Annotated in this window: 26 protein-coding genes; 18 read left to right on the plus strand and 8 right to left on the minus strand. The window is 38.2% G+C overall.

All coding sequences use genetic code 11. The features are described 5' to 3' along the window. Positions 1-11: 11 nt before the first annotated feature. Entirely contained in the window at positions 12-131 is a 120-nt protein-coding gene (gene lptM, locus ACLKML_RS12375; protein WP_411572430.1) for an LPS translocon maturation chaperone LptM, read from the minus strand. A gap of 76 nt (positions 132-207) precedes the next feature. Between lptM and cyaY the strand changes: the two genes are divergently transcribed. Further along, entirely contained in the window at positions 208-525 is a 318-nt protein-coding gene (gene cyaY, locus ACLKML_RS12380; protein WP_317718495.1) for an iron donor protein CyaY, read from the plus strand. 88 nt (positions 526-613) lie between these two features. Here the strand turns inward: cyaY and ACLKML_RS12385 are convergent, their stop codons facing one another. Further along, positions 614-3,148: a class I adenylate cyclase gene (locus ACLKML_RS12385; protein WP_413285563.1), complete on the minus strand. Its 2,535-nt coding sequence runs from the start codon at positions 3,146-3,148 to the stop codon at positions 614-616. A gap of 350 nt (positions 3,149-3,498) precedes the next feature. Between ACLKML_RS12385 and hemC the strand changes: the two genes are divergently transcribed. The 4 genes from hemC to ACLKML_RS12405 are packed head-to-tail and all read left to right on the plus strand — an operon-like array spanning position 3,499 to position 7,601. Continuing rightward, entirely contained in the window at positions 3,499-4,437 is a 939-nt protein-coding gene (gene hemC, locus ACLKML_RS12390; protein ID WP_413285564.1) for a hydroxymethylbilane synthase, read from the plus strand. Positions 4,438-4,439: 2 nt separating this feature from the next. Further along, positions 4,440-5,183 carry a uroporphyrinogen-III synthase gene (locus ACLKML_RS12395; protein WP_413285565.1) on the plus strand — a complete coding sequence of 248 codons (744 nt, stop codon included), beginning with the start codon at positions 4,440-4,442 and terminating at the stop codon, positions 5,181-5,183. A gap of 4 nt (positions 5,184-5,187) precedes the next feature. After that, positions 5,188-6,420, plus strand: coding sequence for a uroporphyrinogen-III C-methyltransferase (locus ACLKML_RS12400; RefSeq protein ID WP_413285566.1), 1,233 nt, complete (start codon positions 5,188-5,190; stop codon positions 6,418-6,420). Continuing rightward, a complete protein-coding gene (locus ACLKML_RS12405) occupies positions 6,420-7,601 on the plus strand; it encodes a heme biosynthesis protein HemY (protein WP_413285567.1) in 1,182 nt (393 codons plus the stop codon). The genes ACLKML_RS12400 and ACLKML_RS12405 overlap by 1 nt, the downstream gene beginning before the upstream one ends. Before the next feature lie 162 nt (positions 7,602-7,763). Here the strand turns inward: ACLKML_RS12405 and ACLKML_RS12410 are convergent, their stop codons facing one another. From ACLKML_RS12410 to ACLKML_RS12425, 4 genes are all read right to left on the minus strand, one after another. Next, positions 7,764-8,360, minus strand: coding sequence for a tRNA-uridine aminocarboxypropyltransferase (locus tag ACLKML_RS12410; protein ID WP_413285568.1), 597 nt, complete (start codon positions 8,358-8,360; stop codon positions 7,764-7,766). A gap of 1 nt (position 8,361) precedes the next feature. After that, complete coding sequence (locus ACLKML_RS12415; RefSeq protein WP_413285569.1) at positions 8,362-9,387, minus strand: COG3650 family protein; 1,026 nt, start codon at positions 9,385-9,387, stop codon at positions 8,362-8,364. A 136-nt stretch (positions 9,388-9,523) separates the two neighbouring features. Continuing rightward, the gene (locus tag ACLKML_RS12420) at positions 9,524-10,342 is read right to left on the minus strand and encodes a Cof-type HAD-IIB family hydrolase (protein WP_413285570.1); all 819 of its coding nucleotides are present in this window, start codon (positions 10,340-10,342) and stop codon (positions 9,524-9,526) included. A gap of 142 nt (positions 10,343-10,484) precedes the next feature. Next, entirely contained in the window at positions 10,485-11,450 is a 966-nt protein-coding gene (locus ACLKML_RS12425) for an alpha/beta fold hydrolase (RefSeq protein WP_413285571.1), read from the minus strand. Positions 11,451-11,679: 229 nt separating this feature from the next. Here ACLKML_RS12425 and ACLKML_RS12430 point away from each other — a divergent pair, with 229 nt between their 5' ends. The 8 genes from ACLKML_RS12430 (at position 11,680) to ACLKML_RS12465 (ending at position 18,222) form a co-directional block, all read left to right on the plus strand. Continuing rightward, positions 11,680-12,018, plus strand: a complete 339-nt coding sequence (locus ACLKML_RS12430) for a metalloregulator ArsR/SmtB family transcription factor (protein WP_413285572.1) — start codon at positions 11,680-11,682, stop codon at positions 12,016-12,018. A gap of 36 nt (positions 12,019-12,054) precedes the next feature. Beyond that, the gene (locus tag ACLKML_RS12435; protein ID WP_413285573.1) at positions 12,055-13,056 is read left to right on the plus strand and encodes an ArsJ-associated glyceraldehyde-3-phosphate dehydrogenase; all 1,002 of its coding nucleotides are present in this window, start codon (positions 12,055-12,057) and stop codon (positions 13,054-13,056) included. 14 nt (positions 13,057-13,070) lie between these two features. After that, entirely contained in the window at positions 13,071-13,577 is a 507-nt protein-coding gene (locus ACLKML_RS12440; RefSeq protein WP_413285574.1) for a phosphatase, read from the plus strand. 101 nt (positions 13,578-13,678) lie between these two features. Continuing rightward, on the plus strand, positions 13,679-14,884 hold the full coding sequence (gene arsJ, locus ACLKML_RS12445; RefSeq protein ID WP_413285575.1) for an organoarsenical effux MFS transporter ArsJ: 1,206 nt from the start codon (positions 13,679-13,681) through the stop codon (positions 14,882-14,884). Between the two features lie 206 nt (positions 14,885-15,090). After that, a complete protein-coding gene (locus ACLKML_RS12450; protein ID WP_413285576.1) occupies positions 15,091-16,134 on the plus strand; it encodes an acyltransferase in 1,044 nt (347 codons plus the stop codon). Positions 16,135-16,214: 80 nt separating this feature from the next. Next, entirely contained in the window at positions 16,215-16,580 is a 366-nt protein-coding gene (locus ACLKML_RS12455; RefSeq protein ID WP_413285577.1) for a DUF4145 domain-containing protein, read from the plus strand. 143 nt (positions 16,581-16,723) lie between these two features. Next, on the plus strand, positions 16,724-17,347 hold the full coding sequence (locus tag ACLKML_RS12460) for a lysoplasmalogenase family protein (RefSeq protein ID WP_413285578.1): 624 nt from the start codon (positions 16,724-16,726) through the stop codon (positions 17,345-17,347). A gap of 290 nt (positions 17,348-17,637) precedes the next feature. Continuing rightward, a complete protein-coding gene (locus ACLKML_RS12465; protein ID WP_413285579.1) occupies positions 17,638-18,222 on the plus strand; it encodes a YhgN family NAAT transporter in 585 nt (194 codons plus the stop codon). 119 nt (positions 18,223-18,341) lie between these two features. Here ACLKML_RS12465 and ACLKML_RS12470 read toward each other — a convergent pair whose 3' ends face one another. Both ACLKML_RS12470 and rsmD read right to left on the minus strand, forming a co-directional pair. Then, positions 18,342-18,608, minus strand: coding sequence for a DUF1145 domain-containing protein (locus ACLKML_RS12470; RefSeq protein ID WP_413285580.1), 267 nt, complete (start codon positions 18,606-18,608; stop codon positions 18,342-18,344). Then, the gene (gene rsmD, locus ACLKML_RS12475; protein ID WP_413285581.1) at positions 18,605-19,204 is read right to left on the minus strand and encodes a 16S rRNA (guanine(966)-N(2))-methyltransferase RsmD; all 600 of its coding nucleotides are present in this window, start codon (positions 19,202-19,204) and stop codon (positions 18,605-18,607) included. Before rsmD ends, ACLKML_RS12470 begins: the two co-directional genes overlap by 4 nt. Before the next feature lie 163 nt (positions 19,205-19,367). Here rsmD and ftsY point away from each other — a divergent pair, with 163 nt between their 5' ends. From ftsY to glpE, 5 genes are all read left to right on the plus strand, one after another. Continuing rightward, entirely contained in the window at positions 19,368-20,651 is a 1,284-nt protein-coding gene (gene ftsY / locus ACLKML_RS12480; RefSeq protein WP_413285582.1) for a signal recognition particle-docking protein FtsY, read from the plus strand. Positions 20,652-20,738: 87 nt separating this feature from the next. Next, complete coding sequence (gene ftsE / locus ACLKML_RS12485) at positions 20,739-21,413, plus strand: cell division ATP-binding protein FtsE (RefSeq protein WP_413285583.1); 675 nt, start codon at positions 20,739-20,741, stop codon at positions 21,411-21,413. Further along, complete coding sequence (ftsX, locus tag ACLKML_RS12490; RefSeq protein ID WP_413285584.1) at positions 21,403-22,347, plus strand: permease-like cell division protein FtsX; 945 nt, start codon at positions 21,403-21,405, stop codon at positions 22,345-22,347. Before ftsE ends, ftsX begins: the two co-directional genes overlap by 11 nt. A 191-nt stretch (positions 22,348-22,538) precedes the next feature. After that, on the plus strand, positions 22,539-23,393 hold the full coding sequence (gene rpoH / locus ACLKML_RS12495; RefSeq protein WP_413285585.1) for an RNA polymerase sigma factor RpoH: 855 nt from the start codon (positions 22,539-22,541) through the stop codon (positions 23,391-23,393). Positions 23,394-23,890: 497 nt separating this feature from the next. Then, positions 23,891-24,211: a thiosulfate sulfurtransferase GlpE gene (glpE, locus tag ACLKML_RS12500; RefSeq protein WP_413285586.1), complete on the plus strand. Its 321-nt coding sequence runs from the start codon at positions 23,891-23,893 to the stop codon at positions 24,209-24,211.

Raw genomic sequence — 24,211 nt, forward strand, 5'->3', positions numbered from 1 at the left:
CCTTAAATATATTACGATTGCGATTGGTCGCTCTGTGGTGCGTCTGCTGGAATATAGAGTGCTCCAGTGTTTCCACAACCGGTTAAACCTAATGTAGATAACAAACAAAGTAGTGCGATAGTCTTTTTCATTATGCAATTCGTGATTATTGATTCAATGCCCCCTATAATCGCACTACTAATAAGAAAAGCAATAGGATAGAGCAGGATGAATGATACTGAATATCATCAAATAGTCGATGCCGTGTTCACCAGATTAGAAGAAGCGATCGATGAATCTGGTGCTGATATTGATTATGAGATAGTTGGCAATGTAATGAATTTAGAATTTGATGATAGAAGTCAAATAGTTATAAACAAGCAAGAACCAATGAAAGAGATTTGGTTAGCATCAAAATCTGGTGGTTTCCATTTCTCTTACGTCAATGAAAAATGGATTTGCTCGAAAACAGGAGTAGAATTTTTCTCATTTGTAAAAAATGAATGTAATAAACAGTCGAGCGAAGAGATTGAATGGGAGGAATAAAACAGGTTTGAACAGCGGTTATCGTGTTCAGTTAAATTGTTTAGAAAAATAATTTAACTGAACATCGCTTTAGTGTGTTTACTTATTTCTATGCATTTACCGCTTTAGATGGTTTGGATTGAATCGCGTTATCGTTGCGATACGGCGCTACATAGCTGTTGCTTTCACCATCTTCCGGGTGAATGATTTGATAATATTGCGGCAAATTAAAATTGATCAAACTATTGTCGGTAAATACGGAATCGTGGCTTGAGGTATAAAAACGATTAATGTTGTTAATTGTGTCATCTTTGCTGCCGTTGAACTGATGGTAAACCTCAACAGAATTTTCTTCATCTAAAACATAAATATTAAAACCGTCAGTAGTGTCTTCAAAAAAGAACTGTACTAATCCCTCACTAGCATAACTGTCTACCACCGACGGCAACTGATAGTCGCTTTCTTTATCAAGTAAAGCTAATGGCGAACCTTTAAGTTTATTGGTAGAAATGCTGCGATAAAAATCGATGGAATTTTCTAGTTTTTGTACTGAGACTCCGCGTCTTTCGAAGAAAAGACCGAACATTTTATTGGCAATTTTTATTGCTTTAAATTTACGATGAGTTTGTTCTTCTACTGGTTTTAGACGCATATCTATACATTCAGCAAGAAGTTGATAAACGGTATTTCTAATGATGCCTCGTAAGTTTTTACTGTAGCAAAAAACATCAACCGATTCTGGTGGAAGTGCGTCTTGGTGCATTTTGGCTAGAATGGTTTTTAGTGCGGTTAAAATCGAATTATCACCCGTAAAATGCATAGTACGCACTTCGTGCCATGAGTTGCGATAAACTAAATCAATACTGCCAACTAAGCTTATTGCTTCTTGACCAAAACTAAATATATCAATGTTTTTAACATCTATTTTGAGAGAACGAGGATTAAATTGACTACTCGGGTCATTTTCAAAATTAATGAACATAGCCAGTTGGCTTATTTCGCAAGGACTGCCTAAAGCTTGCATTGAAGGGCGACGTTTTCGCAAAGAAAAAGTATTGCGCAGATCACTTACCATTTGATAAAACTTATCAATATCGAGCTGTGCATTTCTAACAACAGAATGTAGTCGTGTTGATTCAGTAATTAAGCCATTAAAAAAAGACCATGAAACTAACTTGCTTAAATATTCATTATGCTCAAGATTTTTCGAGCCTATGAGTCTGTGGGCGACCAGTGGTTGCTTATAAAGATACCAACCCTCAGGGTTAGTATGCCCTTGAGGAACCTGAATAAAACTGAGATCAGGTTCGTGTAAATCTGGTGATATTTGAGGGTTTAATAAGGTCACTTTGCCGGGTAGCACCTCAAAAGCCGCATAGAGCTTTCTGGCCAGAATACTGATATCTTGCGGACTTATGGCGGAAGTTATGTCATTTCGTCGAGCAAATTGGATTAAGTTTCGATAACTTAGCATCAACGCATCAAGCAATCCATCGTGAACCACTTTGACTTGTTCAACTTTCCAATTACGGCGATTATCTAACTGCTTAATGACCTCTTCATTCCAGTTCCAGTGCTTGGTCATTTTGCCTAAAGCTTCACGACGCCATTCAACAGAACCTGGGCCTGGCGTGCGGGAGAGTTTTTCATGCGTTTTAAGATAAAAGCAGCGCCGTACCAAGTCTAAACGAGTGTGATCGTTAATGCGTTCTAAATAAGTGGTAACTTTGTCAAGCATGAGATAATAAGAATCCATGCCGTACAAATCGGGTTGATAAGCAAAAAATCGGCGTTTACTGTCAACACTCAATAGTTGAGTATTGGGGTATTCCCAAGAATAAGCTTCTAAAAGAATAGCTTTTAATACGGATTTATAAGGGGAATCAATGCTTTTATATAGTTGCCACAAATTTGAGCCAAAATACTCTTCTGCTGGGATTCGGTTCAACTCTCCGAAATCGATCCAATCTTGACAATTAATGTGTCCATTGGCACATAATTGATCGACATATTCTTGATAACACTCCTCCATTTCAGGAGGAACGATTTGCCACAGTAACCGCTGGCCAGCTAGGCGTACAGCAGAGCGATAAAACTCATCGAGCAAGAGTAAATGTTGAGAGGAGCCGCAGTTTTCACCCGTCATTTCCTCAGAGTAATTATTCCTGAAGCGCTCTTCATCCATTAAAAAGAAATTTGCTTCTACACCAAGGTTTTTGGCCCATTCAGTAATTAGTAGGCATTTATTACTAAGATGAGAACGTTCATCGTGGCTCATTTTAGGGGAGACACAAACCCATACATCTAAGTCACTTGATGTACTTTGCCCAATAGAAGAGGTACTGCCCATGGTATAAAGCCCTAGAATAGGCGTATCGTTTCCTGGCAGAATAGCTTCTTGTTGAGTGGAGGCGGCTTGTTTAATAAACTGTTTTTGTGTGTCGTTTTGTTCTAAAGAATGAACGCCGTATGGGACGGGTTTATTGTAATAACCTGGAATAGCAGGGTTATTATAATGAAGAAGCGTTGGAATTAAATTGAAAACTTGCTTGGCTTGTTGATCCATAATCGCCAGCGCACGTTCAATACGCTGCCGGTTCAGATAGTCAATTCTACTGATAATGGTTTGAATATAAGCCCGCAAGGTAGTTCCTTGATTTGATAAATTCTGTTCTGTTTTTATTCTTTATGACATACAAAACGTGATCAATCTAACATTTTTTACTCAAAAAGTAAAGATATCGCCATTTGGAACGGATATCGCTTGATTTCATTATTTAGGTTATTCATGTAGGTAAAGATTAAGTTCACCAGAATAAGCAAGATGAATCTAAGTGTAACCATAGTTGGGATGAGTATCACATATTTTTTGTCAAAAATAAGAGAAAGAAGCACAATTTATCAGACCTAATAACATTCGATATATGTCATTTACTTTGGATGGTAGGATGATAGTACAGTTGTTAATTAATAAGTAAATATTCGGAATTTTTCATGAAAGATAGTACCCCCGTAAGAATTGCCACTCGTAAAAGTCCTCTCGCTTTATGGCAGGCGTATTATGTTAGAGACGCTCTACAAGCTGCGCATCCAGGTTTAGAGGTTGAGTTGATTACCATGGTGACAAAAGGCGATATCATTCTTGATACACCATTGGCAAAAGTTGGCGGGAAAGGGTTATTTGTTAAAGAGCTTGAGTTAGCCATGTTAGAAGGACGTGCTGATATTGCGGTTCATTCCATGAAAGATGTTCCAGTTGATTTTCCTCAAGGGCTTGGCCTGGTTACTATTTGTGAGCGAGATGACCCAAGAGATGCTTTCGTTTCTAATACTTATGGCTCTATTGATGAATTGCCTTTGGGATCGGTCGTGGGAACTTGCAGTTTACGTCGTCAGTGTCAGTTAAAAGAAGCACGCCCAGATCTCGTTATCAAAGAACTACGTGGCAATGTTGGGACTCGTCTCGGTAAACTCGATGCGGGTAATTATGATGCGATTGTGTTAGCCGCCGCAGGGTTAAAACGGTTAAAACTTGAAGAAAGAATTAGAAGTTACATAGAGCCAGAACAGTCTTTACCTGCTGTAGGTCAAGGTGCAGTAGGAATTGAATGCCGTATAGATGATGAGCGTATTATAAATCTATTAAAACCATTAAATCATACCGATACACAAGATCGCGTTCTATGTGAGCGTGCAATGAATTTAACGCTAGAAGGTGGATGTCAGGTCCCGATTGGCAGCTACTCATTGCTCGATGGTGATCAAATATGGCTGAGAGCGTTAGTTGGCGAGCCGGATGGAAGCAAAATTGTCCGTGGTGAAATTCGTGGTGATCGTAATAATGCAGAAAAACTTGGTGTTCAATTGGCTAATCAGTTACTTGCCGATGGTGCGAAAGATATTCTAGATAAATTGTATAGTGAACATGAATAAAAATGGCAGTGCTGATAACAAGACCAAGTCCTGACGGTGAACAGTTATGTGATGAGCTGGGTGCTGTAGGTATAGAAGTGGTATATCAGCCATTGATTGCTTTTTCATCAAGTCAGGGTTGCGGTCATGTTGCCAATTTACTGAAAGAGGCTAATTTTGTGATTGCCGTCAGTAAACCCGCGGTCGAGTGGGCGAATAAAAGTCTGCAATCTCAACGGCAATTTTGGCCTCATTCCACTTGTTATCTTGCGATTGGTCAAAAAACAGCGGATAAATTAAGCGAAGTGACGGCTCAGAAAGTACACTGTCCAGAGGTGAGTGATAGTGAGCATTTATTAGTTCTACCTCATCTTCAACAAATTAATAACGCTAAAGTAGTCATACTAAGAGGCAATGGAGGAAGGGAAACCATCCGAACCGTCTTAGAACAAAGGGGGGCCAATGTTGAGTACTGTGAAGTCTACCAACGTAAACCTCTTTTATTTGATGGGCACTCTAGTGTTAAAAATTGGAAAAACAACAATGTTACTCAAATAGTGTTGACCAGTGGCGACCAATTGAGCTATTTCTTTAACAGGATACCTAAAGAAGAACATGAATGGCTCTTTAGACAAAGACTGATTGTGCCAAGCAAAAGAGTATCAGAATTGGCAAAACAACTTGGATTTCGTAACATAATGGTTTCGGGAAGTGCATCGAACCCCGATTTAGTCGCTGTCATTCAGCAGCAATGCACAACAGGATAAATACATGACAAGTAAAGATAACGGGCAAAAAGAACCTGAAAAAAAAGACGAAGCGATAATTGATGGTAAGCCGAAAAAGGAAAAAACAGATTCAGATTCTGTAGATTCTAGTTCTTTGGATTCTGCAGTTAACGCCAAACCAGAGGTGCAAAACGAAAAAGTAGATATTGACGAAACTACGGTTAAACCTGTTGAATTCGAAGAAAAACAAGGTAAGCGTGGCGTTAAGTTAGGGACGATAGCGATTATTATCTCTCTCTTTTTTGCAGGTGGTGGTGCTTTTGCTTTTTATCAACAAAATGTCCAGCATAAGTCGCAGTTGGCTCAACTTGAAGCCAAAATTGCCAATATGAATAATCAGCTTGAGCAACGGGTTACGTCGGTCGAATCCGCGACAGAGAGTAAGGTTGCGGCGGCCTACAACAAAGCAGAAACCGAGTTAATTCAACAGAGTGAAAGTATTAAAAGCCTGCAAGTGGCACTTACTGATGTACAAGGCCGACGTCCGAACGATTGGTTGTTAGCGGAATCTGATTATTTAGTAAAATTAGCAGGTAGAAAACTATTTTTAGAGAAAGATGTAGTGAGCGCAACCAAATTAATGGAAAGTGCTGATCAACGAATTTCAGTGCTAAATGATCCAAGTTTAGTACCATTACGCAAAGAAATGGCCAAAGACATCACCACACTTAAATCTGTGCCCTTAATAGATAAAGATGGGTTAGCATTACGACTCATTAGTTTGCAACAGCAAATCGATGTTTTACCATTAGCGAATGCAATTTTGCCTGATGCACCAGTTGTTGAAGACAAAGAAATATCAACAGATATCTACGACTGGCAAGATAACTTACTAACATCGTTAAAAGATTTTTCTGAGCAATTTATTACTTTCCGCACTCGCGAAGGCAATGTGATCCCTTTACTTGCTCCAGAGCAACATTATTACTTGAAAGAGAATGTTAAAGGTAAAATCGAAACAGCCATTCGAGCTATCTATAATGAAAACCAAGCAATTTATCAAAGTTCATTAAAAACCGCAGATGAATGGGCGATGCAGTTCTTCAAATTAGACGATCCAGCTGTTAAACAGTTTAATAAATCTATACAGCAACTTGCTGGTCAAAATGTAGAAGTTAATTATCCAATAAAACTTGTTTCACAAAAAGCGTTGAAAGATGTTATTAATGAGCGCCTTCGTCGCCAGGTCACCAGTATGACAGCGGAGGAGCAATAATGATTCGAGCGATTTTTCTTTTTTTAGTGCTGGGTATTGGGTTGTTTGCCGGTACTCAGTTTTCAGGGCAACAAGGTTACGTGCTGATTTCAATTGCCGATACCACGATTGAAATGAGTGTAACCACTATGGTTATCTTTATTGTTGCATTATTGGCTCTACTTTTTGGTTTGGAATATTTTATTAAAAAGACCATGAGTATGAGTAGTACTACTTGGAATTGGTTCAGTGTCCGAAAATTAAAACGCGCTCGACGCAATACCAACGAAGGTATTATTCGGCTGTTAGAAGGTGATTGGCAAACTGCTGAGAAAAAAGTAACGCGATGGGCTAATCATCATGATATGCCATTGTTGTGTTATCTCATTGCATCTGAAGCGGCTCAAGAAATGGGCGATAACAGCAAAAGAGAAAAATACTTGCAGTTAGCAGAAAAGCAAGATAACTCTAGATTAGCAGTACAGTTGACCAAAGCTCGTCAGCAAGTACGTGAACAAAATTTTGACCAGTCACTTGAGATTTTAACTGGTTTACAGGCCGATCACGGCAGTAACCCATTGGTGCTTAATTTATTAAAAATCACGTATATCAATTTAAAATTATGGCAACCACTGCAAGATATTTTACCTAAGTTGTTAAAGTGCAACTTAATTGATGCAGAAGAACAATCTAAACTTAGTCAGCAAGCCTATTGTGGGATGCTAGAAGCGGTAGCACAATCTGAAGGAAGTAAAGGGGCGGTTTCTTTATGGAATAGTTTACCCCGTAAAGTGAAACGTAGCAGTGAGGTTGTGGCTTGTTTAGCTAGGCAGTTAATTGCAAGAAAAGCTGATTCAGAAGCTTATACCTTGGTATTAGAATCATTGAAAAAGCATCGTGATGATACTCTTATTGAGCTGATTCCAGAGATGAACCTTTCAGATAACTACCCAGCGATTGTCATGTTACAAGGTCTAATAAAGAAAGATGAACAAGATGCAGCGGCTCACAGTGCATTAGGGAAGTTATTTGCTCACAATGAAAAATGGACTGAAGCTCAAGAACATTTTGAAAAAGCATTATCGGTAAGGGCGAATGTTTCTGATTATGCCAATCTAGCCATTGTGCTTGAGAAGCAAGATTTAACTCATGCAGCAAATGATGTGTCTAGACAAGCCTTAACACTCATTAGTGCTAATTAATTAGCAATACAAAGGGTTAAGATAGATAATTTGTTTTATAAAAAGTGAGCATTTTTATCATGCCGTTTCAAGGCCTGATTTGGGTATGTTATCCGAGTCAGGCCTATTCATTTCTCCGAATTAAAAACTCTCTTTATCACAAGTAAAAATGTGAAAACAGCATTATAAACAGCGCTTGTTTTTATCCGCCTTGTACGTGTTGAGATACAATTGAAAAAAATCATCTAATTGTTTTGCGTTCTCACTTTCATCTAATAGATGCAGTAGTTCAGTGACGGTTTCACACGTACATAAATTTCCATCTTGCTGATTTCTACGTAGCGTATAAGCGGAATCATTCCTTGGCAGTAAATGCATAGTCATGAGAGATTGTAGCCACGGGCTTTTACGGACCATTTTTCTTGCTTCTTGCCAAGTGGAGTCTAAGATAATAAATAACGAAGGTTTTTCATTATGATGGACGACTTCTTGATTGAGCGGCTGGCTTTCATTATTAGGAAAGAGCAATACAGTATTATATTGCTTGTCGGTAATGAGTTTAAGGAGAGCTTGTGGTGGATTGACTCTGTCCCAAGTAAAACAGAGGCAATTTGAGAGGCTTTGTTGCACCAGTTTGCCCGTATTAGTTAAACGACCATGTTCATTTGGGTGGAGCAAAAGTACAAACTGGCTTTTGGTGATTAAATTGGGTGAATACTGACAAATACAATTGAAGTGAAAGCCGCATTTTGGACACGGCTTTTTAGTTATATTAGACATTCTATGGTGTGTTCTTGTACAGAACCAATCCACCATTGGCTATTGGATAAACTTTGCCTGTCACCTTTTCATATTCTGCAATAAGTTGATTACCTTTAAGTGTAAATAATCGCTCTGCAACTAACCGTTGTCCTTGGTGATGGGTCATAACCACTTGCACCTGATCAGTGTTGAGCTCTTGCCAGAATCCAGACTCTGTAGTAGGTAAGCCAGTCGCATATGAATAGGTAGTGGTGGCAGTATGGTCCGGGTTTAGCTGTAACTTAATATCAAATCCTGAGGTGTAGGTGCTGGTGGCAATATAGGTGTTGACCCACTTCAACGTAGCATCTTGGTTGGCTAAGGTTGCACAGCCATTCTTGGTGGTGTCGTTATTTTCAAGCGACGATGTCCAACCATATAGACTGTCGCTCATAGAATCGGTGCACAATTCTTTGGTAATAGTCAGTTGTCCTTGACCAAAATGATAAGTTCGCTCAGATGGATTTAATCTTGTTGATGACAATGATAATCCGCGTTCATCAACGCCTAATTGCTGATAGCGGGTCTTTTCATCACTAAACTCAATTGACCAAAAAGGTTCATTGCCGAATGCTTTAGTTGAACGATAAGGTTGATCGCAACGTTCAACATTTTCAGCCGTAAGAACATTAATTCCAGAAACAATAAAACGAGCAGCAAAATCACTATCGAAGCCAGCAATGGATGTTTTCTCTAAATGACCGATAAATTCAGCGTAGATAGGTTGGTAAGGATCGGCGGTGAGATTCGTTGCTTGACTAAGTAAATTGGGTTCTACTTCTAGCCAATATTGCTGATTACTTCCACAAGGAACAAAGCTTCGAGTTTCGTGGCCGAGTATCGCCGTACCTCGCATTATAAAGGTTGGTGCGAGAGGTGTTTCGACCTCTGAGAGCTCGACAAGGTTACTCGATCCTGTTATCTGTTCAGTTTTTTGTGGTGAAGATGAACAAGCTTGAATCAAGCCTACTAATGCGATAGCAACTGATTTATGCAATAAACTCATAACAGAACCCTATTTTATTTAAATTATCGGTTAGTGATATAGATATATCTATTTCAATAGATTAACCAATATAAACTTTATTATCTAATGAAATAAGACACGGTTTGTCTTATTAATTCAATGTTAAGACATTGAATTAAAACAAGTGCTTTTTAAGATAATGTGCAACAGCATGGTTCTCATTAGAACCGATGACTTCGTTGTCCGGTAGCGCTTTTTTTACTTTCTCATGCGATGTTTGCATGACCAGTCCTTTTCCTGCCATAGATAACATCTCGACGTCATTCATTCCATCACCAAAAGCAATGCATTTATCTAATGAAGAACCGATAGAATTTGCTACTGCTTTGAGTGCTTCGCCTTTCGATACACCATATGCCATGACCTCTAGACACCACGGAGTTGAAAATACAACACTGATACGTCCCGCAAATTGTTTATTGAGCTGATCTTCGAAGGTCACTAAATAATCATGATCGGGGTAGGTAAAAAATAGCTTTGCAATACCGGTAGTTGGAGCTTGTTCAACATCAAAAACGGTATAGTGAAATCCTGAATCTTTGTGATATTTTTTGATTTCTTCATCTTCTTGATTCATAAGCCAAGAATCATTTTGATAGATGTGAATACGAATTTTAGGATCTTTTTTAATGATGTCGACAATCGGTTGAACTAGGCTTTCATCTAAGTTTTTGCTGTACATTAAATCGTCTTTCTGATTATGCACTCGAGCACCATTTGATGTGATCATATAAGCAGGTATCCCTACTTGCTTACGCATCTGTGCTACATCTACATGATGACGCCCAGTAGCAAATACAAAGGTATAACCTTTTTCGTGCAATTCTTTCAAGGTTTGTTTACTAAAGGTACTTAACTGGTGATCTGGAGCGAGAAGTGTGCCATCTAGATCTGAGGCAACAATTTGAAAAGATTGATTTTTGATTACGTTCATAAAACTCTTCTTTGGATTAAATGATTTAAGCGCATGTAGTTTAGGGCAAAACGGTATAGAAAAAGAGGGTAAAGTTAGTTGTGTTCTTTTCCCTATTTATATCGAATTTTAGTGTTTATAAAATTGTTTATAATTTTGAAAATTAATGATTATTAAGAAATTGTTCCAGTTTTTTTAGTGCGATATCTCTTATTTCATCACGTTCGAATAGGACTTCGTGCTGGCTTTCTTTTATTGTTTCTAGAACGACATCGGTGTTGGTTTTCATTAATGTGGAGATAAATGTTATTTGATCATTGTTACACACAACCACATCTTTTTCTGCTTGTAATAATAATATCGGAATTGTGATTTTATTTGTATTCTTCAGGCATTCTTTTGCTGCCGTTAAGCTTTGCCATACCCAACATGCGCTTGGACCGCCTAATTTTAGTTGTGGCATTTGTTCGTAAAGGTGTCTAAACCAGGCATAGCGAGTTGGACAGGATGTTAACGCATTGGTAGAAAAATCTTTGGCTTTGTATGTTGTGTTTTTGGTTAAATACCGAGGAACCGCTGAACAATGGCTGATTACATTAGCCCAATAGGGTGCGATCATTTTAATAAACGGAGACAAATGAACACCGAGCATCGGTGCGCTTAAAAGTAATCCATCAAAATTATGTGTGGGAGTTGTTTGTATATAACGTATAGATATTGCCCCTCCCATAGAATGAGCTAACATACAACGTTTTTTGTAACGCTTTAAATCAAAGCTATCGATTAATGTTCTTGCGTCTGTAATGTAATCAGAGAAACGATTGACGTGGCCAATTTGTTGGTCTTCGGTCAGCCTATCAGAGAGACCTTGTCCTCGATGATCAAATGAGTAAATGTCATAGCCAAGTGTAAACAGATGATAAAAAATTTCCTGATATTTCCATACGGTTTCCACTCGACCATTCATAATTACGACGGCTTTTTCATGCAGAGGATCGGTGAGAGACACCCAAAATAATTTTTTCCCTGCCACTCCTTCTACATACCCTTGGTCTCTTTGTTGCCAAAGTTGCGTTACTTCATTATCCATCATTGTTTGATAATCGGTGTGGTGGGCTGTTTTCTTCATACTTATAACTGCCTATAGGTTTCGTTTTGATGCCGTTACTTAACGGAGAACAAAATTAGCATACCATTCATGATCATTGGTTGACATTGCAGAATTATTTTCCGGGCGTATTTGGCGATATTTTCTAACGTTTCAATGCATATGAAGATTTGATGACAATTGGTGTTTAATGTTGTTTTGTTGGCTTAGTTATATAAGATATACGCATATGCATATATGGGGTGTAGTTATGCTACCTAATCAATTTTTCAAAATGTTGTCAGATGAAACCAGAGTTCGTTGCTTGCTTTTAATTGCTAGAGAACAAGAGCTGTGTGTTTGTGAGTTAACTTACGCATTGAAAGAGAGTCAGCCGAAGGTGTCGCGTCATTTGGCACAGTTACGTCAATCTGGAATATTGCAAGACCAACGAAAGGGTCAGTGGGTCTATTATCGAGTGGCGGGTAATTTACCTGGCTGGCTACAGAAAATTATCAACGGATTGAAACAATCAAACTGTTTAATGGAACAGTATAAAACAGATATTGAACACTTGAATGCAATGAAAAATCGTCCCGATCGCTGCTGAAATGCGTTTTTAAATTATTTACTTAGGAAAAGAAATATGACTATTAAAGTAGGAATTAATGGGTTTGGTCGTATTGGCCGCTTGGCTTTAAGAGCTGCTTATGACTGGCCTGATATGGAGTTTGTTTTAATTAATGATGTAGCCGGTGATACCACTACTTTAGCGCATTTACTGGAATTCGATTCTATTCAAGGTCGTTGGCAGCATGAAGTAGTTGCCGATGGAACAGACATTATTATTCAGGGAAAACGTATTGCAACAACCCAACAGCGTGATATTGATTCGGTTGATTGGTCAGGATGCGATGTTGTAATTGAAGCCACAGGTGTCCATAAAAAAACATCGCTGTTAAACAAGTATTTATCTCAAGGAGTTAAGCGAGTGGTGGTATCCGCTCCGGTTAAAGAAGAAGGTATCGCGAATATTGTTGTTGGTGTAAATGACCATATATTTGACCCTGAAAAACATCAAATCGTAACGGCTGCATCTTGCACAACCAACTGTATTGCACCTGTAGTAAAAGTGATTCATGAAAAGCTAGGCATTGAACAATCAGCTTTCACAACCATTCATGATTTGACGAATACTCAGACTATTTTAGATGCACCACATAAAGATCTACGTAGAGCACGAGCATGTGGTATGAGCTTAATTCCTACCACGACTGGATCGGCGACGGCGATTGTTGAAATTTTTCCAGAATTAAAAGATCGTATTAACGGCCATGCAGTACGAGTTCCTTTAGCTAATGCGTCAATAACCGATATTATTTTTGATGTGAAGCGAGACACAACAGCAGAAGAAGTAAATAACTTACTGAAAGAAGCGTCGGAAGGTGAGTTAAAAGGAATTTTGGGGTATGAAGAACGTCCGCTTGTGTCAATTGATTATAAAGGTGACCAACGCTCAACGATTGTCGATGCTTTATCTACCATGGTTGTTGGTTCTCGCATGGTTAAAATTTATGCTTGGTATGACAATGAGATGGGATATGCCACTCGTACTTCGGAATTGGCACGTAAAGTCGGTTTAGCATAAAAGGAATGAATATAATGACTCATCCATCATGGCAACTTAATGTTGCAGATAATAGCGCGGCATTGATTTTAACGCCTTGCCCAGGAACTAAACAGCTTGAATTAGAAGCCTCATTACAACAATTTAAAGATTCTGGTGCCAAAGCGATTGTAACTGCATTAGAAATAGAAGAGATGGAAAAAGCTGGAGTCGCCACTTTACCTGCGTTGGCTGAAAAAGTAGGGTTAAGCTGGTTTCATCTGCCGATTGAAGATGATCAGGTTCCAGGAAAACAGTTTATGGTTGATTGGCAAGTGATTAGCCCTCAATTGCATGACGTTTTAAAAAGTGGCGATAAAGTTGTTCTGCATTGCATGGGAGGGTCAGGTCGAACTGGTTTGCTTGCGGCCCATCTTTTGTTGGAACTTGGTTGGGACTTATCGAGGATAAAAACGGAAGTTCAAGCACTTCGTCCAGGTGCATTCACAAAACCGTTGCAAATTGAATATATTGATCAAGTAAGCAAAGTACACGATCGTTAATTTAGAATATTAACCACTAATCTTGGCTAAAAAATAGGATAAAGAGCTTTTGGGTTACGATGATCCTAAAGCTCTTATCGTTATAAATGGTGATTAAGTTTATGTTTTCTCATTTGAGCAAAAGTGTTCGTCAATATATGTTGGTAACGTTCAATTACTGGAACTTTACCATTACCGATGGTGCACTTCGCATGTTGGTTGTGCTGTATTTTCATGACCTTGGTTATAGCACTTTAGCGATCGCTTCTTTATTTTTGTTTTACGAATTTTTTGGAGTTGTCACCAACTTGGTCGGCGGCTGGTTAGGCGCAAGGTTAGGCCTTAATAGAACGATGAATGTCGGGCTAGGTTTGCAGATTGTTGCCTTAGTTATGTTAGCAGTACCAAGTATATGGTTAACGATTCCTTGGGTAATGATGGCTCAAGCAATATCTGGTATTGCTAAAGATTTGAATAAAATGAGTGCCAAAAGTGCGATTAAAACCTTAGTGCCAGATGAGCAACAAGGTGCTTTGTATAAATGGATCGCGATTCTTACTGGTTCTAAAAATGCATTGAAAGGTGCCGGTTTCTTTATTGGTGGGCTTTTGCTTTCACTAATTGGTTTTCAATATGCCGTACTTTTGATGGCGACTGTGCTTACGTTGGTACTGATTGGTAGTTTATTGTCACTAGAAAGTGACATAGGTAAAGCGAAAACTAAGCCTAAATTTAAACAGATTTTTTCTAAATCCCCCAGTATTAATATTTTATCCGCAGCACGGATGTTTTTGTTTGGAGCACGAGATGTATGGTTTGTAGTGGCACTGCCTGTGTATTTGGGATCGGTTTTTGGTTGGGACCATTTATGGGTTGGTGGTTTTTTGGCTCTCTGGGTAATAGCTTATGGTGTGGTTCAAGCTTTAGCACCTAAAATCACAGGTAAAGCTCAAGGAAAAGTGCCTGACGGCTCTGCTGCTGTTGTATGGGTAGGTTTGTTAACGGTCATTACTGGTATTGTGGCTTATGGTGTGCAAATTGAGTGGCGACCTGAATTAGTTATTATTGTTGGTTTATTAGCATTCGGTGCGGTTTTTGCCGTAAATTCATCTCTTCATTCCTATTTGATTGTTAGCTATGCCAAAGGCGACGGTGTCTCTCTAGATGTTGGATTTTATTACATGGCTAATGCAATGGGACGGCTTATTGGTACGATATTATCTGGGTGGGTATTTCAAGTTGCAGGACTATCGGCTTGCTTATGGGTCTCTTTTGTCTTTTTAGCCCTTACGACATTTATTTCTATTTATTTACCTAAAACTCGATAAAAGTAAATATATAGTAAGATTAAACGCGGCTATTTTATGGTGGCGTTTTTTTACTTATTTCTGACTATTTGTTTATTCTATGGCAGGTAATATGGCGAGATAAGTTTTGTCGCTACTCAAACCACGAATTCGTCATTCTATCAGCCAACGAATACACTTTATTGGTTATATGCGAGTTTGATTTGTTTTAACTAACAGAGTCTATAATGGAAAAAAGAGTTTTTTTCTTTGATTTACTGCGTTGTGTTGCAGCTCTAGCGGTTGTTGCTATCCATGTTCTTGCGCCTTATCGGCATGAGTTAGGTGTAATACCATTTCATGAATGGTTCTCTGCCATTACTATTAATGGTATGAGTCGCTGGGCAGTACCTGTCTTCATTATGATTACCGGTGGGTTGATGCTTACCGACGAGAGGCCTTTTGACGTGAAATATTATTTACGTCGTCGCCTTGGCAAAGTTTTGCTGCCTTTTATCATTTGGTCTGTGTTTTACGCGTATTTATCAGGTTGGTCTCTAGACGGTTATGATGTTGATATATTTATGAGCCTTTTAGTCAATAGCTATCAACAAGAAACTTATTATCACCTTGGTTTTTTCTACTATTTTATTCCTTTATATTTTGTTATCCCTTTTCTGCAGATCTTTATTGTTAGAGTGGATAACAGTACAGTTTTGTTTGTTCTATTATTCTGGTTATTAACCACGACATTGTATTTATTTAGAATCGATGGTTTTTGGAGCCATGAGCTCTGGTTATATTCGGGCTATCTATTACTTGGATACGTGCTTTATCAAAAAATCACTTTAACAAAACAGGTGATGATTTGTTTTGTTTTCTTGGGTTTAATTGGTTTAGCCGCCAGTGTTGGTATGGTGGCACTGAATAGTATTGCACTAGAAAAATACACTGTTGGTCGATGGTTATCCTACAAAACTATAAATACGGTAGTGGCTGCTTCGATGGTGTTTATGTTATGCCGGTACTATGCGGGTAATCTCAATGGCACAGCAAGAAAAATTATTGTTTTTATTAGCCGTTATTCTTTAGGCATTTATATTTTACACCCTATTTTTCTATGGCCGCTAAAAGTATTTTATGGTCTACAAGACGATGATATTCAAACCACTCGTATTCTAGCTCATCCATTATTGGTTATTCCATTTTGGACTATTTTCAGTGGTGCGGGAGCACTTTTTCTTAGTTGGAGAGTATCCAAAAGCGCTAAAATTGCTTGGTTACTTCCTTAATCAACCTAGACATTCTCTTTTTAACGGGAATTAATTTATACTTAAGTGAAGTTAGTATAACTAAGCGATAGGAGAACAATATGTCGGATATAGAGGAAGTCGTGAAGCGTTCTCGTCGTATTGAGAAGCTATTGCGGGTTCATTATCATGCGGATGGTAAAGGTTTGCATCAACTTATTACTAGTTGTGAAGAACGATTACCTCATGATATGGCCAAAAAACTGAGATACATCGCCACTATTCGCAATAAAATTGTGCATGAAGACGATTATAAGTTAGAGGATAATAAAGCTTTTTTTGCAACATGTGATTTGTGCGAAAAAGAATTAACCCCTAGAGCCAATGTATTTATATGGCGAGCGGCTATTTTAGTGATGCTATTTTTCACGTTAGCAGCGTTGGGTGTTTATGCTGTGCATTGGGATAAACTAGTAAGACACTTATAGTTAACATTAAATTAAGCCAATTATTAACAGTTAGATAACATAAAATGGTGAATTATTATAAAGATCGAACTATTGGTGATTAATGCTGGACTAAATTTACTATTTTTCTAAACTAACCGCCATTGGTTTAAAAAGGACAATGTATGTTTAGCTGGTTGGTAGTAGGGCTCTCTGGAGTAATTCATATTTTTACCGCAAATGGTAATCATAAACAGCTGTCTTATGTGTTTAGAACCGTGGCTTTATTGTCTTTAATTGTTCTTTTATTTCTGAATGGTTCAGATAAACCGCAGTTTATATGGGTAGCGACTGGTCTTGTTCTTTCCTGTTTTTCTGATATTGCCTATAAGTTTTTAAAACCCAATATGAGCAAGAGTTTTGTTGTCTTGTTGATTGCTTTTGTGTCGTACAGTAAAGGGTTTTGGTCGCAGTTGCATGGTGATATTGCATGGTGGGTACCGGCTTTATTAATCGCTGGCAGTGTGATTATTGTTCTATTACTACTTCCAAAGTTAGACACTATTATTCTTCCGATTTCTATTATAGGGTTGGTGATGCTGCAGATGTTTTGGGCAGCCTTAGCTGTTTGGATGAATAATGCCAGTATAGAAAATTTATACGGTTGTTTAGCCTGTATTATCTTAATTTTCACCATGGTATTAGATGTTATAAATAATTATCGAACTTATTTCACCAACGTAGAATCCTGGGTTTCTGGTGGTTTTTTAATCGGTCATTCTTTGATTGTGGCGTCAGTAATTGCCTAAATGTGGGTTGTTAATATGGCTATTTAACCCATTTATCAACTTAACCTATTTAGCAATTTAGCAATTTAGCAACTTAGCAACTTAGCAACTTAGCAACGTTGCATTAGTGTTTTGTTTTAGGCTTTTAATTAACTTTCTTCTCCAATGTCGTTTTGTATTAGTAAATTAATCATTTTTCTGAATCTGGAAAATGTTAAGTTATCATATAGATATTAAAAAAGTGCATAGCCCTGTATAGAAATTCTAAGTCAATAACTCAAACATAAAGATACGATGGAGCAATACAAAAAATGGATATATTGTCAGCCGCGACGATGATGTTTTTAATTATGGATCCGTTAGGCAATTTACCAGTCTTTTTATCCATACTTAAACATATCGAGCCGAAAAGACGTCGAAAAATTTTAATACGTGAGCTCTTTTTTGCCCTTGCAATTTTATTAGCGTTTTTATTTGGTGGTAAGACGATACTAGATTTTTTACAAGTACAACCAGAAACATTGAGTATCTCTGGTGGTATTATTCTATTTATTATCGCTATTCGTATGATATTTCCACAACAGGGTGGAGTGACTGGGCTAGCGGCTGGCGAAGAGCCCTACATTGTTCCTATGGCTATTCCTATGATTGCCGGTCCATCGGTTATGGCATCGCTACTGTTATTATCTAGCCAATATCCTGATCAAATTTGGGATTGGACTGCAGCACTATTAATTGCGTGGATAGCGAATTTCTTTGTGTTTATGTTCAGTAATTTCTTTCATAAATTACTGGGTGAGAAGGGCTTGAATGCAGTCGAAAGGTTGATGGGCTTAATATTGGTCATGATTTCTACCCAGATGTTCCTTGATGGAATAAAAAATTATATTGGTTAATCACGTCGTCGGTTAAAAATATTTATTGTTTAATTACGAAATTGTTTAATTACAAAATAGTTTAATAACGACATAGCTTAACTAACGATCAAAAAATAGCGCCTAATTTGGCGCTATTTTTACATCATGTGCTTTCTTCTAATGTCGAGCAAAGCAAAAATTCCAAAAATTAAAATAGACCACTTTTCCCATCCAGTGATTTTAATTTTATCACCAAACGCACCGATGAAGATGAGCATTTGAACCGCATGCATCATAAATAAAAACCCTGTCATAATGTAAAGTGCAATGGCTGCTTTACCTGGAAAGGGCATAAAAATGTTTAATAATAGTACTAGCCAAACAAAGGCAATTGATACTTTGGCTAATAAAATCAGGATTTTCATTGGCTATTCCTTTCAAATAATCGATAGCTGACCTGCCCAGCACTTTTTTCACGATAAAGCGACCAGTTGTTTGGTATATCAGGCAGCATGAGTTCTTTTTCAGTTTCTACGTAAATCATAGCATTTTTTGCCAACCAATTATTCGTTTCTAATCGTTGCAGGCATTGCTCTAATAACCCTTGCCTAAATGGTGGATCAACAAAAACAATATCAAAAGGGGTTCCTGGTTCAGAAAGAAACGATAAAGCATCGGTATTGATTGCTTTTATATTACTTGTATTTATTGTTGCTATGTTTTTAGTCAGTTGTAAGTGAGTTTGTTTGTTGAGTTCAAGCATGACAACACTTTTCGCTTGGCGAGATGCGGCTTCAAAGCCTAAGCTACCAGAACCAGCAAATAAATCTAAGCAACTTGCTTGTGATACATCTTGGGCTAGCCAATTAAAGAGCGTTTCTTTTACTCGGTCGGTGGTAGGTCTTAGTCCTTCAGCTTGTCCAACCGGGAGTTTTCTACCTCGCCATAGACCCGCAATGATACGAATTGAGCCTTGCTGAGATACTTTTTGTGAACTGTTTTTACTTCGACTTCTTGACATGGATTTTTTGACCGCTAATAAAGTGTTACTATGCTCTGTTAGATAATGGCAAAGTGTACCAATCAAAACAGAAATTATTCAGTACTTTGTTATTTTTCTCTGTTTTAATTTATTACAGAGCAGCGAATTTAGAAATAGTTAGTTAAATCTAGGACTCATGTCGATGACAGAAAAGAAAAAGCGCGGCCTATTCTCATGGCTTGGTTTCGGTGATGAACAAGACCAAAATCAAGGTGCAGAAAATAAAGAAATTGAAGAGCTTCAACAAGATGACCAAGGTATAGCGGTTGATAAAAAAACCGAGACGCCTGCTGATTCGGTTTCACTTACGCAAAAAACGGAAATGTTGGAAGAAACGCCAGTTGCGGTAGATGAAACAGAAGGCGCTAGTGATGACTTCGTTGAGCATACCCCTAAAGCTGAAGCCGTTATACCTGAAAACGTTGAGTTAGAGGTTCAAGCAACAGAAACTGAACTTAACGAGAGCGTTAACGTTAACCGAATTCAAGAACAAGAGAAGCCTGTTGAAGGTTTTTTTACCCGCTTAAAACGCAGTTTAGCTCGAACTAAACAAAATATCGGAGCTGGTTTTTTTGGTCTATTTAAAGGTAAAAAAATAGATGAAGATCTGTTTGAAGAATTAGAAGAACAGCTTCTTATTGCTGATGTGGGAATGGATACGACGCAAAAAATCATTAATAACTTGACTGATAAAGCCTCGCGACGTGATTTAAAAGATGGTGAGGCACTGTATGGGCTTCTGAAAGAAGAGATGGCAGAGATCCTTTCCACAGTAGAGCAACCATTAGAAATTGATAGTCAATCCTCACCGTATGTCATATTAATGGTTGGTGTTAATGGTGTTGGTAAAACAACCACTATTGGTAAATTGGCTAAGCAGTTCCAAGCGGATGGCAAAAAAGTCATTCTTGCAGCAGGCGATACCTTCCGTGCTGCGGCTGTCGAGCAATTGCAAGTATGGGGTGAAAGGAACAACGTGCCCGTTATTGCTCAACATACTGGCGCCGATAGTGCGTCTGTTATTTATGATGCGATAGAAGCGGCCAAAGCTCGTGGTGTTGATGTAGTGATAGCTGATACGGCTGGACGCTTACAGAACAAAGGCCATTTAATGGAAGAGCTACGTAAAATCGTTCGTGTAATGAAAAAAGTAGATGAATCTGCTCCGCATGAAGTTATGTTAACGCTGGATGCAGGTACCGGACAAAATGCGATTAGCCAAGCTAAGCTATTTAGTGACGTATCTCCAGTCACAGGTATTACGCTCACGAAATTAGACGGAACCGCTAAAGGTGGCGTTATTTTTGCTCTCGCCGACCAGTTTCAAATACCAATTCGATATATTGGTGTTGGTGAAGGAATAGATGATCTTCGTCCTTTTGAATCCGATAACTTTATAGAGGCGTTATTCAGCCGAGAAGATTAACGATTAAGCTTTTATCTTAAAGGCCAAATTATGCATAAGAAGTCAGTGTGCATAAAAAGTAAGTGGGCATAGTAAGAGGGATTATGGGTGATTAAATTTCAGCAGGTTAGTAAGGCTTACCGAGGAGGACGGCAAGCACTTCAAAAAGTAGACTTTCATCTTAGGCAAGGTGAAATGGCCTTTCTTGGTGGGCATTCTGGGGCAGGTAAGAGCACTTTGTTAAAGCTAATATGTGCAATGGAACGTCCTTCGGATGGCTCTATTCACTTTAATGGTCATGATATTAGCAAAATCTCGAATAGTGATATTCCTTTACTGAGACGAAATATTGGTATTGTTTTTCAAGATCATCGCTTGCTTATGGATCGTTCTGTATTCGAAAATGTTGCGTTGCCGATGAGAATAGAACAGGCGACAGAAAATGATATTAAACGTCGAGTATCGGCAGCATTAGATAAAATTGGTTTACTAGATAAGGCCAAGTGCTTGCCTAGCCAGTTATCGGGTGGTGAGCAACAACGAGTCGGAATTGCTAGAGCAGTTGTTAATCGGCCAATCTTGGTTCTAGCTGATGAGCCAACGGGTAACCTAGATCCAGAGTTATCGAATCGAACTATGCTATTACTTGAAGAATTTAACCGAGCAGGGGTTTCTGTCCTAGTGGCAACTCACGATATAGGCTTAGTCAATAGTCGACCACAATATAGAAGGTTTGAATTAAACCAAGGCTTTTTAAGCGAGGTTGAAGGTTATGGTCAATAAGTCGCGTCAAAAGAAGAGAACGGCACGTATTGGCTTTTTCGGTATTCATCTTCGACAAGCCAACGCATCATTTATGCAAATTTGGTATAGGCCTTTAGGTAATATTTTAACGTTAGCAGTTATCGCGATGGCACTAGCTTTGCCTGCCAGTATTTATTTAGTTACAAAAAATGTGGCCAAAGTTGGTGAAGATATGACGAGGCCAGCGTCGATTAGTGCCTATATCGAAGAAGATATTGCTGAAGCAAGAATTATGGTCCTTAAAGATCAGATAGAAAATTGGGAAAATGTAGAAAGTGTTCAATACATTTCTTCTCAACAAGGTCTTAGTGATATGAGTGAGTATTCTGGATTTGATCAAGCCATTTCCTTACTGACAGATTATTCCCTTCCAGCAGTTCTTGTGATTCATCCTTCCGCTACAAATGATAAAGATATTAAGGTAATCGCCTCAGCCATGAGTCAACAGCAAGGAATAACCGATGTCAGATTAGATGAAGATTGGCTTGCTCGTTTAGAGGCAATAAAAAACTTAGCTATTACGGTTGTTGTCACCCTTGCTACTTTAATGCTCAGCGCTGTTTTTCTTATTGTCGGTAATACGCTAAGGTTTACTATTTTAGCGCATAAAGAAGAAATTCAAGTGATGAAGCTTATCGGAGCATCAGACAGTTTTATTTTGAGGCCTTATTTATATTCAGGCATGTGGTTTGGCTTGATCGGTGCAGGATGTGCTTGGCTTTTGACGGCAGCAATGACTATTGCGGCAAATGGTGCGGTAGAAAGATTGGCTATGCTATATGACAGTCAGTTTCGTTTGATAGGTTTAAATTGGGATGAGTCATTGCTTTTATTGATGCTTGGTATTTGTTTAGGATATTGTGCAGCCTTGTTGTCAGCTAAGAAACATCTGAAAGAGATTGAACCTGTATAAGGTTTTTATGTCTTAAAATAGGCAAACAATTTGTCTTTAGAAATACTGTATACATAGAAATTACGGTTGTATAGTATTTATATCTGTGGATAATTACTGATCCCTTTTATTGAAATTTATAGTAATTAAGTTCAATATGGTTGGGATTAGGTACAAAAATTTCGCTCAATGTTAAATGAATGAGGAACTGAATGGCAATCCAAAAGTATTCAATGGGTTTAGTGACACAAGATAGCTTAGATAGCTATATACGTTCAGCAAATAGTTATCCAATGCTGACACCCGAAGAAGAACGTGAATTAGCTGAAAGACTACATTACAAAGGTGAAATAGAGGCTGCAAAAGGCCTTATATTATCTCACTTGCGCTTTGTAGTTCATGTTGCTCGAGGTTATTCTGGTTACGGGTTACCGATGGCAGATTTGGTTCAGGAAGGCAACATCGGCTTAATGAAAGCGGTTAAGCGTTTTAATCCTGAGGTAGGCGTACGTCTTGTTTCTTTTGCCGTGCACTGGATCAAAGCTGAAATTCATGAATATGTTCTTCGAAACTGGCGTATTGTAAAAATTGCTACGACTAAAGCACAGCGCAAATTGTTCTTTAACCTGCGTAAATCTAAAAAACGCTTAGGTTGGTTTAATAATGGTGAGGTTGAAACGGTTGCACGTGAACTGGGGGTTGAACCTTCAGAAGTGCGTGAGATGGAATCTCGCCTTGCAGCGCAAGATTCAGCATTTGAATTACAAAATGATGATGATGACTCTTCAAGTTACTCTGCACCAGTGCTGTATCTTGAAGATAAACATTCTGATGTAGCTGATAATGTAGAAGCTGACAACTGGGAACATCACACTAATACCCGTTTGTCTCATGCTTTAGCGACATTAGATGAGCGTAGTCAACATATCGTTCGTTCTCGTTGGTTAGAAGATAAAAAATCGACATTGCAAGAACTCGCCGAAATGTACAGTGTATCAGCAGAGAGAATACGCCAGTTAGAAAAAAACGCGATGAAAAAACTCAAACTTGCTGTTGGTGAGTTTTAACTCGTTCAATTTAGACGAGTAGTCGGTATAGCTTTATTGCACAGCCATAGACGATAAAAACCAATGTATTAAAAAAACCGAGATCAGTTGTGATCTCGGTTTTTTTATTTCTGATCACTATTGTTGATCATTTTGAGCGTTTTTTTGTGTATAAGTCTGTGGGAAAAACTTTTATGTCCTGTCAGGAAGCAATGAATAGACTCGATATAAAGCTAAAATAGCATTGGGGATAGTTTTTAATATATACACAGAAAAATGAAGATCCATACTACATATAGTGGATCTTTTTCTACTGTTATACTTTATCAACGTAACTAACAGCTTTATCCACAGATGGTGAAAACTTAATCATCAGTGGATAAGTTTCATTAATAAAAAATAGAATCCGTAATTTAGTTTGAGAAACAGGAAAGCACTTAAATCGTTATTATGTTACTTGGGTGTAAATAGCAGTTGGTATACAATCGAGTAACAGTAAAATTAAAAAGGTGAATCAATTGGATAGCTTTAAGCATATTGATGTTGTTGGAGCGAATAATTTGATTCGTGAAAAAGACGCGGTGTTAGTGGATATTCGAGATGCAGGGTCTTTTTTTACGTCTCATGCCAAATCTGCGCGTCATTTAACTAATGATACAATGGTTTCTTTTATGAATGATGTAGATTTTGAGCAACCGATACTTGTTATGTGTTATCACGGAATTAGTAGTCAAGGTGCAGCTCAATATCTAATTAACCAAGGTTATGAAGAAGTCTATAGTGTTGATGGTGGCTTTACCGCTTGGCACGCGGCTGACTTGCCAACTCAGAGAAATTAA

The organism is Vibrio sp. MA40-2 (genome assembly GCF_047302445.1).
Classification (GTDB): Bacteria; Pseudomonadota; Gammaproteobacteria; order Enterobacterales; family Vibrionaceae; genus Vibrio.